Genomic DNA, 16,850 nt, shown 5'->3' with positions numbered 1-16,850 from the left:
CTTCTGCGCATGTCAGTCTCTCGCGCCGTTTCGCTCACCCGCGATCTCATCCGCTGCCCGTCGATTACGCCCAAAGACGCAGGCGCGCTCGATGTGGTGGCGCGCGCTCTGCAAACCGTTGGCTTCGAGACTCATCGGCTGACGTTCTCCGAGCCCGGAACGTCGGACGTCGATAATCTCTTCGCCAAGATCGGGTCCGGCGCGCCGCATCTCGTCTTCGCCGGCCATACCGACGTCGTGCCCACGGGCGACGTTTCGCGCTGGAGCCGCGATCCCTTCGCGGCCGAGGTCGTCGACGGCGCCATCATCGGTCGCGGGGCAAGCGACATGAAGGGCGCGATCGGCGCCTTTCTCGCCGCGACGCTCGCCTTCGTCGAACGCCACGGCCCGCCGAAAGGAACGCTCTCCTTCCTTATCACGGGCGATGAGGAAGGCCCGTCGATCAACGGAACAGTGAAGATGCTCGACTGGGCGCTGGCGCGGGGCGAGAGGTTCGACCACGCCATCGTCGGCGAGCCGACCAATGTTTCGAGCCTCGGGGATACGATCAAGATCGGCCGGCGCGGTTCGATGAATGGAAGGATTCGCGTCTCCGGCAAGCAGGGCCATGTCGCCTATCCGCATCGCGCCGACAATCCCGTGCCGACGATCGCACGGATCGTCGCGGCCCTGTCGTCGCATGACTTCGATTTCGGGACGACGCATTTCGATCCGACGAATCTCGAAGTTTCCTCGATTGACGTCGGTAACCCGGCCGTGAACGTGATCCCCGGCGAGGCGCGCGCGCAGTTCAACGTGCGCTTCAACGACGCCTGGACGCTCGAGACTTTGCGTGACCGTATTCGCGACGTCGTGAGGGAAGCGGCAGGGGAGGCGCGCGTCGATGTCGAATTCATGCCGAGCAACGCCGTGTCCTTCATCACCCAACCGGGCGAGTTCACCGGACTCGTGGCGCGCGCTGTGGAGGAAGTGACGGGAATGACGCCGGAACTGTCCACGAGCGGCGGGACGTCGGACGCCCGTTTCATCACCCGCGCGTGCCCGGTGGTGGAGTTCGGCCTCACGAATGAGACAATCCACGCGGTCGACGAAAACGCCTCCATCGCGAACATCGACGCGCTGGCCGCGGTTTATCACCGAATATTGGAAGCCTACTTCCTGCGCCCCCGTTCTTGAGAGCGACGTTGCCGCTAATTGAAGCGGCGAGGATCGCCCAGCCTCTCGGCGCGAGGGCTCCGCAGCAGCTCGAGCTTGCGCGGCGCGTCAAAAAACGCTCGGACTTCGGAGGGAACTTCCGCGAGTTTTTCGCTAAGCAGCGAAATGGCGAGAGCGACGCTCTCTTCGATGTTGAGCCCCGGCCGATCGATCCAGCCCGTGTCCAGACAGGCGGACAGCTGATGGAGTTCGTCGCGCTCAACGGTCCGGTCGGTCGCTTCCAACACGGTGGTTTCCGCTTCGACGCCGAGGGCGCGCGCAAGAGCGTCGAGCGGCGACTCGCCCTTGCGCCAGCCTCCAACGTGGTAGGCTAAAATGGCGCGTTTCGAACTGCGCCATTCACGATCGATACGACCCCAGTCAGATGTGAACACGGCCTATCCCACACGCCGCCATTACGCTGTCTTCTTGTGGCGTCGATCGCCCTTATTCAACTGATCAGGGCTGGCCCAAGCCCGGCAGCGGGGGCAAGGATTCGATGTGCTGGCCGAGACCCGTGTAGCTTTGATTGCCGACCTGGGTGACGCCGGCGTTGTTCGACTGCGAGCTGCCGGCTTTGCCGATGGAGACCTGCTGCACGCCGACAAAATTGGTCAGGCTATTCTGCTTGACGTCGAGGTCGTTGTGCTGGCCGAACTGCACGCCCGCGACGGCGCTCAGCAGCGGGTTGTTGATGTTGACGCCGATAAAGCTCGGGCTGACGCTGATGAAGCTTCCGAGCGCCTGCGCCTGCGCCTGAGCGGCTCCAGCGCACAACAGAACTGGAATAAGCAGAAATTTCTTCATTTTACGCTCCGCTCTCTATTCCGCCGCCTCGGCGACGACGACAGGCAGGGACGCGGTCGCGCCCTACATTGAGATCGCGGCCGTCGCCGGCCGCGACTCGGTGCTAGGACTAATTGCTCGAGCGGCAATTATCAGGGGGCGCTGAAGTTCAGCGGAACCTGGGCCTGGATCACGACGGCCTTGTTCTTGGCTTCGCCGCCCTTGGTGGTGTCGCCGATCGACTGGGCGATGTCGGCCTTCTGCGTGACGTTGCCCGACGTCGTGTTCACGGGAACTTGCGCCTGCAGAACGAAAGCCTTGTTGAGGGCGAAGCCGCCCTTCGAGGTGTCGCCGATCGACTGGTTCAGCTTAAGCGACTGGCTGATGTCGAGCGCGCACGCAAAGCTGGTGGAGAGGGCCAGAGCGGCCGAAACGAGAAGCAGCTTCTTCATGAATAATCCCTTCGGATTTAAGGAGAAGCTCCGATTGCGAGCCTCCACGCGTGGTCTTAGCGCGGGGCCGCAAACGCCGATAGGCGCCAATTTGGCTCGCCGGATGTCACCCAAGCGGGTGAAGGACGGCGCCATATTGGCGTACGTAGATGCGCGTAGCGTCGGGCGGGTTGAGCGATGACGCGCGCCCCGCCGCCATGCAACTTTCCTGCCTCGGCGTGGCGGCTGGCGACGGCGGATCGTCGCGCTTCGCCGATTGTGATCAGAAATGCCGCAGAATAGGCGCTTTCAAGGGTTCCTTAACTGACGTACTCTGACGATTGGACAGATATGTATTTGGGTGAAGTCATGAAGCTTTCGCTGCACAAAGTCCGAACCGTGACCGTAGCTGTCGTCAGCGCGGTCATCGCAGGACTGGGCGGCTGCAATGGGATGCCCGGCGATGGGGCGAGCATGGCGTCGCCGGATCAGCCACAGACAGCTGCCGCCAAAGTCGAGAGCCGCGTTGTCGCCGCCTCCAAACCCGGCGGCCCGAGCTACATGATCGGGCCGATGGATGTCGTGCAGATAACCGTTTTCAAAGCGCCTGATCTTTCCAGGGCCGTGCCGGTCGCAGAGGACGGCACGATCAATCTTCCCCTGATCGGCGCCACTCCTGCGGCAGGCAAGACCTCAGCGGATCTGGAGCGCGAGATCCAGAAACGCCTCGACGCTGGTTATATGCGGTCGCCGCAAGTCACCGTCGTCGTGACGGAATACAACAGCCGCCGCGTCACCGTGGAGGGCGCGGTGAAGACGCCGGGCGTGTACCCGCTGCGTGGGCGGGACACGCTCGAGCAGGCGATTGCGAAGGCGGGCGGCCTCGACCGGAACATGGCCTCGGATAGTGTCACCGTTTTTAGAAATGTGGACGGCCAGAGGAGCATGATCCCCTATGATCTCGCCGCTATCCGCAGTGGACAGGCCGACGATCCCGAAGTCGCGCCCGGAGACGTGATCGTTGTTGGCGATTCCGCCCTCAAAGTCGGCATGTCTTACTTCCAGCAATTGAACCCGGTTGGGCAGACGGGCTTGTCGGTCGGGCAACAGGTCGCAAGATAAGGCGGGCGAGAAGGGCGCGTTACTCGACCGTCACGCGCACTGGCCGTGATGCGACCGGCGCCAACGCCAGCCGCGCCTGAATGCGGTGCGCGCCGGCCGTCATCGGCCAGAAGACGGTCTCATCCGCCTGCGCCACCGCGACAGGCGCGCCGTCGACGGTCCACACGATCTGCGAATTGGCGGCGCCGTTGGCGAGTTTCAGCGCGAGCTTGTTGAGCGCCGCCGGCTGCTCCGGGTTGCGCCACACATGCATATTGTGTTCGGGCGTGGCGATCACGAGAGCGCCCGAGTCTGCTGAAACCGCATCGTCCAGATGCGCCAGCGTCGACGCATTGGGCGTGGCGGCGATTTCTTCCGGCTTTACCCATTCGCGCAAGGAAAGCGGGCAGGCGGGACCCGAGTCGACGCGGCAAAGATCGACCGCGACGCGCCCCGGCGGCGGCGGAAAGGTCTCGGGCGCAATCTCCCCCGGCCGCGCGCCATGCAGCCCCGCCATCAGCGCATGGGCGAGACGCGCGGCCGAATTGGCGCCGGCGAGGCCGCGCATGCCGCTGGCGTCGGCGCGCCCGATCCAGACGCCGACGATGTATCTATTGGAGAAGGCGAGGGTCCAGGCGTCGCGATAATTCTGCGAGGTGCCCGTCTTCACAGCGACGGCGAAAGGATATTCCAGCGGACCGTAACGCGGGAAGGACGGGAGACGCGCCTGTGGGTCAGAAAGGAACGAGGTGACGAGCCGCGCCGTATCGATGGACATCACGCGACGCGGCGGGCCTTTTCGTTCATCCGCGGCAAAGGAAAGGTCTCGCATGACGCCGTCGTCGGCAAGCGCCGCGTAAGCGCGCATCAAATCCTCGAGCCGCGTCGGAAGGGCGCCGATCGCCATCGAAATTCCGAAGCTCTCCGCCGGCGCATCGAGATTGTGCAGTCCGAGTTCGTGGAGGAAGTCGAAATTTGCGAGAAGTCCCACCCGCCGCAGGAGGTTGGTCGCGGGCACATTGCGGGAATTGGCGAGCGCCTGCCGCGGCGTCATCGGACCGAGGTAAAGTCCGTCGGCGTTGGCGACGCCGGAGGCGCCTTCGGGCATGTCCTGGAGGAGATCGGTCGGCTTCAGCGCGCCCCGCTCCAGGGCGAGGGCATAGACGAACGGCTTCAGCGTCGAACCCGGCGAGCGCATCACCCGCGTGAAATCGAAGGCGCCGGCGCGCGGATCGTCGTAATCGGCGGATCCGACGTCGGCGATGACGGCGTTGGACCCGCGCTCGGCGACCATCACCGCAACCTGCCGCGCGCCCGCGTGACGGAAGATCGACAGATAACGCCGTGCAAGCCGCATGGTCTCGCCTTCGACGACGAGGTCGATCGTCGCGTGGATGCGCGGATCGTAACGGGAGGCCGCGCGCACGCGGCCCTCGCGCGCCAGACGCTCGTAGCGCAAGGCGAGATGCAGCGCCTCGGGACGGCGCTTCGCCGCGAATGGGCGCATGGCCGCGAGTTCGCGTCGGGCCAGTTCGCCTTGCGTGGCGTCGAGCGCGCCGTCCTTTTCGAGCTGGTCGATCGCATAGCGCGCGCGGGCCACGGCGAGCTTCAGGCCGCTTGCGCGCGTGAGGTTCATGCGGCCCGGCGATTGCGGAATGGCGGCGAGCAGCGTCGTCTGCGCCCAGGAGAGATCGTCGATCGGCCTGTCGAAATAAAGGCGCGCGGCATGCGCGACGCCATGGCTGCCGAGCCCATAGGGCGCGAGACGCAGATAATGGGCGAGCGTCGCCTCCCGCCCGTATTTCGTGACGAGGAGAAGGCCGGTCGCCGCCTCGCGCAACTTGTTGAGCAGCGTGCGGGGACGGGGCGCCTGCATGCGCGCGACCTGCATGGCGATGGTGGAGGCGCCTTCGGCGCGTCGGTCGTGCGCGACATTGTTCCACAAGGCGCGCAGCACGGCGCGGGGATCGACGCCCGGATGCAAGGAGAAGCGGCGGTCTTCGAGAATGAGCGTGGCGCGCGCGACGCGCTCGGGAATTCTTTCGAGCGGCCAATAGCCGTAATCGATGCGCTTGCCTTCCCGCGCGTCATGCGTCGCATGTCCGATCTGCGTGAGATAGGCGCCGTTGCGGTCGTAGACGATCGGCGTCGCCGGCGGCGCACGAAGATCGGCGCCGTCCGCGGCGTCCCTGAAGAGCAGAGCTCCGCCGCACAGCGCCGCCGCCGTCGCGGCGCAGGCGGCGATGAGCGCAACTCTGCTCATTCGCGCTTTTCTCATGGCGCTTTGGCGATCTCCACCCGGGCGCCCGCGCTCGCGCCGCGAACGCCTTTCTTATACATCGTCTCCGCCGTCGCGGGCGGCTGCGTGTAAGCGCCCGCCGTTTGCGCCTTGAGGCGGAAGGCGAAGCGGTAATTGCCCTTGGGCAGCAAGTCGTAAGCGTAGAGCACGCGGTCGTCGCCATAGGAGACCCATGTCGGCGCGAGCGTCGGGGCGCTCGACGGCTGCGCTTCGGCGGGCGCCGTGGCGATATTGGGATTCAAGGGGTCATAGCCCGCCGCGAGCGGCAGAGAGATTGCAACATAAGTGCGATCTTCCGGGTTCACGACCTCCGCCGTCTCCTCGATGACGTCGCCCTGCGCGACGCGGATCACGCTATCGGCGGCGTCGAGCTTTTGCGGCGCCTCGCCGTTCTTCACGCGCCAGCTCTGCCGCGTGACGACGAAGCCCTCGCTCGCGGCTTCGGCTTTGGCGCCGGGCTCCGCCGGCATGTAGCGCGTCTCGACAAGCGCCACGAGCGGCGCGTTGGACGTGTTGGAGATGGTCAGCGGCGCGTCGGTCTCGCTCATGTGACGCGCGACAGGATTATTGGCGTCGATCGTCATCGTCTGCGGCGCGCCGCCTTGCGCGAAGGCGACGTTGAGCGGCGTCACCGGTCGTCGCCAGCCTTCAGCGAGCGCTTCGATGGCGCTGGCGTTGGCGTTGGTCGTGCCCCAGCCGTCGCCGTCGCCGAGACGCAGCAGCGCGTCGCGCAGCGCCGGCGCGCGCGGGTCGGCGGGCGCGGCGAGGGCGGCGGCGCGCAACATTTCAGCGAGGTTGCGCGTCTCTGAGGGCAGGATCAACTCCGAGGCGCGTTCGCCCGCCTGTCCGGCGTAGACCTGCGCGCCGTTGCGGCTTGCAAATTTCACGCGCCCCCACATCGTTTCCATCAGGGAGGCGAGAATGCGCTGATCGGCGTCCGGCAGCCGCGCCGCCGCCGCCGCGAGCTCGGCGACGCTTTCATTGGGCAGGAAATCGGCGCGGCGCGCGAATTCGGCGACATAGGACTCGTCGAGCTTGCCGCCTTCCGCGAGCGCCGCGAGCGCCGTCGCGCGTTCGCGCAACTCTTCGCCGCCGAGCAGGCGCGCGTAATCCGAACGCAGGGAGAGGCGCAGAATATTGGCGAGGCGATCGCGCAGCGTGGCGTCCACCGGCTCGCCGGCGCGTTCGGCGCGCGCGAGGAAGGCGTAGGACCAGGCTGTCAACAGCACATTGCCGCGCGCCCGCGGCCAGAAGGCGACAAGCCCGTCGCCGTCGACCGACTGCTCGATCTGCTGCGCCGTGCTGCGCACGCTCGCGGAGACGCGGTCCTGCAATCCCGCGGCTGCGAGGATTGGCGCGAAGCCCTTCAGCGACAGAGCGGCGCGCGACAAGGCAAGCCGCTGCTCGGTGCAGCCGTAGGGATAATCCACGAGCATATTGAGACCGGCGACGAGTTTGACGATCGCAGGATCGGCCGCGACGACGATGTCGCGGGAAAAGGTTTTCGCGCGCATCGGGGCGCCGACGGCCGCAAGCGTCTTGGTCTCGCCGGGGGCGATTTCGACGACCTCGTAGCGCGCCGCCGGCTCACGGTCGGGCTTCACCGGAAGGTCGATCTCGACCGCGTCGCGGGCGTGATCGGCGTCGCGCTCGATTCGGAAATTTATCTTTGCGCTGTCCTGCAAGGACGCCGGCGCGTCGGCGCTTAGATCGACGCGCACCGGACGGTTCGGCGGCCATTCGATCTTGCGGCTGCTCTCGCCCGCGAGTTTCAACGCGGACGCCGCGATCGCCGCCTTGCCGGCGCCGCCCGGTCCCTCGACGATGCGCGCCACGAGGCCGATGTCGAAGGCGTCGCCGGGACGAATGAAGCGCGGCAGCGCGGGCTGGGCGACGAGGTCCTGTCGGATGAGCATTTCGCCGCCCGCCGCGCCGAAGCGATCCGGGCCGCTCACCGCCTTCGCGCGCAGCTTGAACACAGTGAGCGTATCGGGAAGCGTGAATTTGATCTTGGCGACGCCGTTGTCGCCCACCTTCACGCTCGGAAGATAGATCGGCACGGGCGTGAAATTCTTGCGTACGGAAATATTATTCTCTGCGCCCCATTCCTGCAGCTCTTCGTCGCCGCCGGCGATCTCTTCGAGCGGAATGACTCCGAAGGCCATGTTGCGCGTGTCGCGCGCCGCCATCTTCGTTTCACGCGCGACGATGAAATCCGGCAGCGGATCGAGCGGGCGCTCCTTGGCGAGCGACAGCACGGCCTGGTCGACGAGCCAGAAAGTCGCTTCGCCCGCAAGCGGCTTGCCGGCGTCGTCCGTCAGGCGCAGCGCCACTTCCACTTCCTGGCCGGGCCGCGCCTTGCCGGGATGCTCCAGTTTGACGTTGACGATGTTCTTGACGGGCGTCACCTCGATCCATTTCGTCGCCGCGATGGTGACCGGTTTGCCCTGGTCGAAATTCGCGGAGGGCTGCGGGGCGCTGTTCTCCAGCCGCCCGCGCATGATCAAGAAGTGGACGGCGAGCTTCGGCAATTGCTCCTTCTTCACCGTAAGCGGGAAGCGGCCGAAGCCATTGTCGATGTCGACGAAGCTGTAGTCGTAGACGCCGTTGGGCTGCTCCACGATGGCGAGGGCGCGCGCCTTCTGGAAGGGCGACTGAATGACGAGCGTCGCCGTTTCGCCGGGCGCATATTTCTCCTTGTCCGTGGTGATCGTGGCCGACTGCGCGGGCGGACGTGCGAATGTCACGGGCGTGTCGCCGCCGACGAAGAAGTCGACGCTGACCTGCTGCCGGCGCTTCAGGCGGTCATAGGCTTCGAGCTGCACGAGATAGACGCCGGCGCTCTTTGTTTCGAGCGCGATTTTCTGCGCCTCCTTGGCGCTGGCGACCTTCTGCTCGAAGACCGTCTCGTCCTGCACCTGCGTGACATATTTCGCCGCGCCTTGGGCGAAGTCGCTCGCCTGCAACGTCGAAATCCAGTTGCGCTTGATGAGGCGCAGCGTCATCTCGAGGCCCGTGACGCTCTCGCCCTTGCCGTCCACGGCGATGATTTCGGGCGTGACAGCGCCGGGCCGTTCGACATAGCGCGGCGTTTTCACGCCGAGCACGAAGGGCGGCAAGGCGATGACGTTTTGCACATTGCGCACTTCAACGCCGTCGTCGCCGGTGACGGTCGCCTCGATCGAATAGCGGCGCGGCTGCGCGGTCGGTTCGATCGTGGTGTCGAAGGTCATGCGCGCGGCGCCGCCGGCGTCGGTGCGCTGGTCGCGCTCGAGCACGGCCGTCGATTTGAACTTGCCGTCGCCGGAGAAGCGCGCATCGGTCGAGAACAGGAACCCCTCGCGGTTCGGCGGCGTGAAAACATGCGGGAATTGCGCCGCGCGCCATTTCACCGGACGATCCGCCGCGAGCCCGCCCGCGAAATAGCGGGCGAGCAGATCGACGTCGAAGGTCGTATCGAGCGCCACCGTCTGCGGCGCGTTGAGCACGACCTCGAAGGTCGGCAGGCGATAGGCTTCCTTCTTGAACGTGAATGTCCCACAGGACGTATCCTGCGCCACCTCCGCGCCTTCGCCCTCGGCGGCGTCGGCGGCGTCATCCTTCTCGGCCTTCTTCGCCTTGGGCGCGTCGGGCTCGAATTTGACCGAATAGTCGCCGGTCGCCGGCGTCTGCGCGTCGAATTTGTGATAGAAGCCGCCCGCCGCGTCGAGCTTCACCGGGATGCGCCATTCCTGATTGTTCGGCCCCGTGACGACGAGCGCGCCGCCGGTCTTCGCGAGGCTGAGCGCGCCGCCCTTGTAGCTGCGCACGAAGCCCTTGATATGCGCCGGCTCCTCGGGCCGGTAGATCGGCCGCTCCGAGAAGATGTGGCAGAGCGTGCGCGCTTTCTCTTCGCGCGGCGTATCGGTCTCGGAGACCCAGGAGAGCCACGCCGCCTCCGGCTTCGACCAGAGTTCCCTGGCGTATTCGGACGGCGCGCTGTCGGGATCGATGACGAGCGTATCGAGCCCTTTACTGACGACGACGCGGCGCAGCTCGCCGTCGCCGCGCTTGATCGGCGACCAGGAGAAGAAGCCGTTCTCGTCCGTCGTTCCCGTCGCGAGCGTGATGAATTTGTCGTCCTTGACGCCCTCGACGCGAACTTGCGCGCCGCTCACCGGCTGCGCCGTCGCGAGCGAGGTGACGGCGAAGCGCACGCGCGTCGGCTCCTCTATCGCCGAGAGCGAGAGGTCCGTGACCTGAACGCGCAGCCATTTGCGCTTGTCCTGATCGACCGCGCGCAGGCCGACAAGATAGGTTCCTGGCTGCTCGCGCCCGCCGATGCGCGCGAAATCTTCCTTCAGATCGACGCCGAATTTCGCATCGGCGCCATTGCGCTTGATCGGCAGATCGACGAGCCGCGAGACGGCCGGCGACCCCAATGTCTTGATGCGCGCCTTGATCGCCTCGGCTTCGATATTGCCGCTCTCCGCCCAGCGCGCGGGCTCATTGCCGGGAAGCGGCGGCGCCTCGGCGTCAATCGTTTCGACGCCCTGTTGCGGGAACGGCCAGAAATCTCGCGCGAGCGGATCAATGGCGTGGATGCGAATATCGGCGCGGTCGTAGCCGCGGCCGCGCAACGGCAGGAGCTGCGCGCCAAATCGCTCGGCGAGGCCATAGCCCGCGTCCCACTGCAAAGCGGGAATGTCGCGCGTGAAGGCGAAGCGCTGCGAGAAGGCTCCCGCCAATGCGCGCCCGTGACCGTCTTTCATCGCGCCGGGCGCGACGGTGAGTTCGTAGACCGTGTCGGAGAGGAATTTGCCGCCGATCCTGAGATGATTGCCGTCGGCGTCGACGGCAAGGTCGTCGACGGGCGGCGTGATCCGCAAGGCTTCGCGCGCCCGCAAAATGTCGAGCGTTTCAGGCTGCGCGTTGAAGGAAAGAGACAGCCGGCGCTTGTTCGCCGCGGCATAGGTCGAGGCGACGTCGCCGCCTTCCTCCTCGCCGCTCTCGGGCGCCGGGGCGAATCCATTGGCCGCGCAGCGCAGCACGCCGCCGAGATGCGTATCGTCCCAGCCGCGCCCGCAGCTGGCCTCCGTAACGGCGAAAGGCAGAGCGGTGCGGATGCGCAGCTCGTATGTTTCGTCGTCGAGACCGGGCTCGTCGGAGAGCTTCAGACGCAGAATGGCGACGCGGCCGTCCGCGATGCTGTCGCGCAGCCGCAAGACATAAGTCTGTTCTTCGCCGCGCGCGCCGCGTTCAAGCGGCCGAATATCATAGGCGGAAGGGCTGAGCATCTGCCCGCCCTGCGGCGAGACGCCCGGCGCCGGGCGCAGCTCCACGGAGACAAGGCGCGAGAGCGCCGCCGCGTCGATCGGCTGTGCGAAGGTGAGCGCGATCTGCGTCAGTTCTGGCGTCGGCTCGGCGTCGGCCGCCGGATTGGTGGAGGAGGGCGTCGGCAGCAGCGCCACGAGCTTGCGCTCGTCGCCGCCGCTCCTGACGCTCACGCGCGCAAGCGGCGTCCACGCCTCGGCCGGGCGAAACTGCAAGGCGCGTGGGCCGATCCAGCGCCAGTCGCCCGCGGGCTGCGGGGTGATCGTCGCGTATTTCGTGGGCGTATCCTCAGGCCCGCCGGCCTTGGGGCCGACGTCGCCGGGGAAGAAGATGGTGAGCGGATCATAGGCGCGCAAAAAGCGGTCAGGCGCGATGCGCGCGCCATCGGCGCGCTGCGCGCGATCGAAGACCGGCGGCGCCTCGGCGCGCGAGGGCGTCGCAAAGGAAAAGGCCGCGCACAGGCAAAGCAGCAAAGTCTTCTTCATCGCAGCAACTTTCATCCGTGAACCAGCGTGCTTCCGCGTTTCCCTCTCCCCGCGCGCGGGGAGAGGGAAGAATGGCGCAATCGAGCGACAGACCTGTCTTTCATTTGCTCTTCTTCATCCCAGCCTTGTCGAGCAGCTCGGCGACCACCTCTTCCGGCGGCGCGGCGGGCGGGGGCGACAGGCCGACGATCGCGACGCGAAGGGTCGTCGCGCCGGCGTCGGCCGGCGCGCGCGCTTCGAGGAAATAGCGGCCGGGCGCAAGCTTTGCGACCTGATTGACGCCCTCGGCCAACGTCTTGCCGCTCGCGTCCATGAGACGCGCGCTGACGCGGTCGGGTTCGGCGCGCACGCCGACGCCGATCTCGCCGTCGCGCTTCGTCTCAAACGCGAAGAGCGCGCTGGCGCCGGAGGGGACCGCGATGGCGTCGTTCACCCCCTCATGCGCCTCGATCACCGGCTGCGCCGCGAGGTCGAGCGCGCCGCTGAGCGCGCCGTCATGCGGCGCATAGAGTTCGAGCGTCGCCTCGCCCGCCGCCACATAGTGACGGAATTCGACGCCGGCGGGGAAAGCGAACGTCTCGCGCTTGCCGTTCTGGGTGAAGGAGAGCAGCGCCGGCGCGCCGCTCGAAACGCTCAGCATGACGGGCGCGCCTTGTTTGATCGCGAAGCGCGCGGCGGCGCCGTCGAGCGTCACACGTTGGGGAAGCGCCAGCGCGCGCGCCGCCGCCTGCGGCCAGGGCGCGACGCCGCCGCGTTCGATCCAGGCGGCGACGAGGCCGGGCTTGTAGTCGAGAGTGACCTCTCCCGGGCCGTCGAGCGCGAGGTCGCGTCCCCGCAGCACGCGTCCGCTGGTCGAGACGACGGTCGCGTCGGCGCCGATGACGATCAGGCGGTCGTTGGGCTGCGCGTCGAGGGGCAGCGCGAGCTGGCCGGCGGCGCCGAAGAATCGTTTGAGCGCGGTCTTGGCGTCGAGCTTCATACTGGCGTCGGGCGCGCGTGCGATCCGGACGGGCAGGGGCGTCGCCGTCATATTGACGAGCAGCACGCGCGATCCCGCGCCATGAAGGACGCGCGAGACCGCCGCGCCGTCCCCCAAGACGCCGGTTTTTCCCACAAAGGCGGCGAGCCCTCCGGCAAGGTCGAGCGCGAGCGGGCCGTCGAATTTCGCCATGTCGACGGGCTGCGCGCTCATCGGCGGCACGAGGCCGGCGAAACTGGCGCCGCCGCTGACGGCCGCGCGGTTTTCGACGTCGATCGCGGAGAGCGCGGCGCGCATCGCGGCGGGGCTGCTGGCGTTCCATGCCTGCGGCGCCGCATCGCCTGCAAGGGCGAGCGCGGCGCCGTCGGCGACGCCCATCCCGGCGCCCGAGTCGATCGCCGGCTGCGCGAAGGTCGAGCGCGCGAGCCAGAGCCGCGTCTTGCCGCGCGGGGCGCCGAGCGGCGGCAGAACGGCGCGGTCGCCCTCGCCAAGATCGAGCGCGACGGCCTCGCCGAGCCAGTCGAAGGCGGCGACATGGGCCTTCGCCTTGCAATCGCGCGCAACGAGCCAGAGCGTCGGCGACTGCGGCGCCAGCACGCCGGCGCGCGCCGGGCGCAACAGCCGGCCCGCCGCCGAGCCCGCAAAGACGCCCGCCGGGGCGGTGACGTCGACGAGCGCGGCGTTGGGCGCATCGACCCGCGCGACGCAGAGCGGCGGCGCGATGTCTCCTTGTGGGTCGAATGAAATTTCGCCCGCGCGCTGGGCGCGTCGCTCAATCGCGCGCGCGGCGACCTCGATTGGCTCGTGGCCGCCGCCCAGCGGCCAGACAGTTACGCGCCACGCGTCCTTGTCGCTGGCGGCGGGCCAGGCGGCGACGGGCGAAAGGCCGCGCGCGACGCCGATCATGCGCCAGACGCCGTCGGCGCCGCGCCGCTCGATCGACAGCGCGACTTCGCTCGCCGATTGCGCGGCGACGAGGGCCAGCGCGTCGCCGGCTATCGCCGGCAACATGAGACGCTGCGCCTCGCCGCCGGACAAAACCGTCGCGCCGGTCGCGGCGAGCGTCGGTCCATCCTTCTCGTTCAGCGCCGCCAGACGAACCTCGACGCCGCTTTCCGCCTCCGCTTCTTCGGACTCGCCCGCCGCGGCGCTCTCCTCCGAGGCCGCGGCCTCGCTCGTCTCTTCCTCGCTGTCCTGCGCCGCTTCTTCCCGGTCGCCGTCCTGGCTTGCATCCTGCGAGACAGGCGCGCGCGTCGCGGCGAGCGCCTCCAGCTCCAGTCGATAGGCGCCGGCCGGCAGACGGCGGGCCAGCGCGACATTCCAGTCATTGGCGCGCGGCTCCAGCCGCTCCACGACGTCGCCCGCCGCCGTCTTCAAGACGCCGATCGTTTCCTTGTCGCCGAAGCTCGAAAGGTCGACGACGCTTTCATGCGCGAGACTGAAGTCGAGCCGCGCCGGCAGGTCGACGCGCTTCGGCGCGCCCGGCTGCAACTGCGGGGAGGACAGCATGATTTCGTAATCGAGCCGGTCGTCATGAGCGAGGCTGCGCGCCTCGATGCGATAGTCGCCCGCCGCGAGCCTGCTCTTGAACGGCCGGTCGCCGACGACCTTGCCGATCACCTCGTCGCCTTTCAGCACCTCTCCAATCATGCCTTCGCCGATCGAAAGCTCCACGTCGGAGTCTCCCGCGAGCACAAAAGGCCAGACGTCCGGCGCGCGCGGCGCGTCCTTCGCCTGCGGCTCGCGCCACTGCAGCTTCCGACTCGCCTCGAAGGGCAGGGGATGCGGACCATGTCCTTCGAGCGTCGGCGGCGGAACGATGGGGGCGAGGCGCGCGATCATGCGCGCTTCCACGTCTTCCGGGCTCACCACAAGTCGATAGGCGCCCGGTTCGAGATGCAGCGTCTTGCGCCGGAAGGAGCCGGGCGCCGTCAGCGGCCAGCCGTCGGCGTCCTCGAGCCGGGCGCGCCACTCCTGCGTCAAACTCGCGAGCGCCAGCCGATAGTCGCCGGCGCGCGTGATCTCGATCGGAACCAAGGCGCCCTTGCCCGGCGCGAGCGTCGCGCGCGCTTCGCCCGCGTCGACGATTTTGGCGGTCGACGTCAGCGTCGCCGGGGCGACGGAAAGGCCGAGATGGCCAGCGGACTCTTTCGCCGTGACGGCGGCGCGATAGGCGCCGGCGCGCAGATAGGCCGTCACCAGGCCGTTGTTGCCCGGCCCATTGGCCTCGCCCTCGCCGAGCTTCGGCGAGACCGCCGCGCCGACGCGCAGCGCCGTCTTCAGCCGGCCAAGCGTTTCGACGCGATAGAGACCGCCTTGGGCGACGTCGAAAGAGAGGCTCCTCGTTTCGTCGCGCGCCAGATCGAAAAAGGCCGGCCGGCCCGCCGAGGCGCGCGGCCCCTTCGCGGCGGCGGCTTGCGGGCTCGTCTCAAAGGCGGAGGGCGGCAGATACATCAATCCCAGCGCGCGCGCTGCGGCGGGAGGCGCGATTTTCACCGTGACGAAGCGCTGGTCGTTTTCCGTCTTCTCTTCCGCGAAGGCGAGCGGAATATCTGCGCCGCTCTCGTCGCGCGCGGCGACTTTGCCGTCTTTCGGCAGGCGCAGGGGCAGCGCGATCTCCTGCCCGGCCGACTGACGCAGGGGGAGCGGCTCTTTGTCGAGCGTCGCCGGCAGGGCGACGACCCGCGGGCCGGTGAGAAGCCCCGGCGCCGTGTTGGCGAGAATAAGATAGGCGCCGTCGCCTTCGAGAGTCTGCTTGCCAAAGGAAAGGGACGCGCGCGACGGCAGCGGCGCCGGCGCAGACACCGCGAGACCAGGCGCGCCGAGCGTGAGGTCGACCACGCCGGCCCGATCGCCCAAGGGCTCGAGCGTCAAGAGATAATAGCCCGCGGCAAGGTCGTAGCGGCCGCCTTCCCGGCCGACGCGCGGCGGCGCCAGCGACCCCAGCGCCGGCTCGATCGCGGCGCGCAGCTTGACGCCCTTGGCGTCGATCGCAACGGGTCCGTCTTTCGTCGCCTCGAATAACAGCGACACCGGGCCGAGCAGATTGAATTTGCCGCGCCACGCCTTGCCGGCGCCGATGCGCGGCAGGTCCGAGGCGATGACGCGCGTCTTGCCGTCCCTTTCAATGCGCGCGAGGAGGGCCGTCGCGGGCGGATCGTCGCCGCCGTCTCCCGCCACCTCGAGCGAGACGAGATGCGGCCCGGCCGCCTCGAAAGTCTCGCGATTGGATTGGCGCATCGCACGCAGCGTATAAGCCTGGCCTTCATAGCCCGAGACGTCGATCCGCGCTGGCGCGGTCCCGTCGCTCGCGAGACGCAGCGTGGCGACGGGCGCGCGGCTGGCCTTGCCGATCGTCGCCATGTCGCGCCCCGCGCCTCGCCGCGCGTCTATGCGCGCGGGCGCCTGCTCGGGCAGCTCCAGGCGGAAGCTGTCGTCGCGTGCCGGCGCCTCGTAGCGCGCGGCGCCGAAGGGACCGATGACGCCTTTGGCCACGCCCGCCGCGAGCAGCGCCGGCTCGGCAAGACGCAGCAGGAAGGGCTGCGCGCCGGCGCCGTCCGACCAGACGAGCTTCTCGCCGCCATAGGCCGTGACGACATAGCGGCCGGGCGCGACTTTCCCTTCTAGTCGCAGCCGGTTCATCGAACGGCCCGGCTGCGTTTCAACCGTGGTGCGCTCGAAAAGAAGTTCGACGAGCGCGCCGTCGGCGTCCCACAGGCGCAGGTCCTGAAGGGCGCGGCCGACCGCTTCGAGATAGACGGGGCCGTCGCTTTTGACCTCCAGCGCATAAGAGCGCTGCTGCAGGTCGCCCAACTCGCCGCGCGCAATGACGTTCGGCGTCAGCGCCGGCCGCGTCGTCTCCACCTCGGCAAAGGGCTCGACGCTGACCGTCGCCTTGCCGGTCGCGCCCTTCACCGCGCCGATGCGCAGCTTGTAGACGCCCTTGTCGAGCAAGGCGTCGATGCGGCCGTCGCGCAATCCGGCGGCCCCCGAGGAGTCGAGGGGGCCCGCGATCATGTCCACCAGTTCGATGCGCGCGCCCGTCGAGCTTTTGGCGCGGATCGCGTAGCGCCCCGCGGCGGGGATGGTCAGCAGCGTCGCGCCCTCGCGGTCGAGGGCCAGCTCTTTCGGCGAGATTACGACCCCGCCGCTTGTCTGCATCTCCGGGACCGCGGTCTTCGCGAAGGAATTAGTGGGGAAAAACAGCGAGGCCGCGCCGGCCGCCAAAAGGGAGAATGCAAGTCGCCGCATGAAAACACCCT

The 16,850-nt window shown here is 67.9% G+C and carries 8 protein-coding genes; 2 read left to right on the top strand and 6 right to left on the bottom strand.

The features are described from left to right. Positions 1-9 precede the first annotated feature (9 nt). The gene (dapE, locus tag ACETII_RS02180) at positions 10-1,176 is read left to right on the top strand and encodes a succinyl-diaminopimelate desuccinylase (RefSeq protein WP_472786937.1); all 1,167 of its coding nucleotides are present in this window, start codon (positions 10-12) and stop codon (positions 1,174-1,176) included. Positions 1,177-1,190: 14 nt separating this feature from the next. Here the strand turns inward: dapE and ACETII_RS02175 are convergent, their stop codons facing one another. The 3 genes from ACETII_RS02175 to ACETII_RS02165 all read right to left on the bottom strand — a co-directional run bounded on the left by ACETII_RS02175 (position 1,191) and on the right by ACETII_RS02165 (position 2,432). Continuing rightward, positions 1,191-1,589, bottom strand: coding sequence for a hypothetical protein (locus ACETII_RS02175; protein ID WP_363349392.1), 399 nt, complete (start codon positions 1,587-1,589; stop codon positions 1,191-1,193). A gap of 64 nt (positions 1,590-1,653) precedes the next feature. Continuing rightward, entirely contained in the window at positions 1,654-2,001 is a 348-nt protein-coding gene (locus ACETII_RS02170) for a hypothetical protein (RefSeq protein ID WP_363349391.1), read from the bottom strand. A 131-nt stretch (positions 2,002-2,132) separates the two neighbouring features. After that, positions 2,133-2,432 carry a hypothetical protein gene (locus tag ACETII_RS02165; protein WP_363349390.1) on the bottom strand — a complete coding sequence of 100 codons (300 nt, stop codon included), beginning with the start codon at positions 2,430-2,432 and terminating at the stop codon, positions 2,133-2,135. A 336-nt stretch (positions 2,433-2,768) separates the two neighbouring features. Here ACETII_RS02165 and ACETII_RS02160 point away from each other — a divergent pair, with 336 nt between their 5' ends. Beyond that, positions 2,769-3,533, top strand: coding sequence for a polysaccharide biosynthesis/export family protein (locus ACETII_RS02160; RefSeq protein WP_472786936.1), 765 nt, complete (start codon positions 2,769-2,771; stop codon positions 3,531-3,533). A gap of 19 nt (positions 3,534-3,552) precedes the next feature. Here the strand turns inward: ACETII_RS02160 and ACETII_RS02155 are convergent, their stop codons facing one another. The 3 genes from ACETII_RS02155 to ACETII_RS02145 form a co-directional block, all read right to left on the bottom strand. After that, positions 3,553-5,775, bottom strand: a complete 2,223-nt coding sequence (locus tag ACETII_RS02155; RefSeq protein WP_472786935.1) for a transglycosylase domain-containing protein — start codon at positions 5,773-5,775, stop codon at positions 3,553-3,555. Positions 5,776-5,786: 11 nt separating this feature from the next. After that, positions 5,787-11,609 carry an alpha-2-macroglobulin family protein gene (locus ACETII_RS02150; RefSeq protein WP_472786934.1) on the bottom strand — a complete coding sequence of 1,941 codons (5,823 nt, stop codon included), beginning with the start codon at positions 11,607-11,609 and terminating at the stop codon, positions 5,787-5,789. Positions 11,610-11,709: 100 nt separating this feature from the next. After that, entirely contained in the window at positions 11,710-16,839 is a 5,130-nt protein-coding gene (locus ACETII_RS02145; protein ID WP_472786933.1) for a hypothetical protein, read from the bottom strand. Positions 16,840-16,850: the final 11 nt, after the last annotated feature.

This window comes from Methylocystis sp. NC52PC (assembly GCF_055698645.1).
This window is presented reverse-complemented; position numbering and strand designations above follow the sequence as displayed.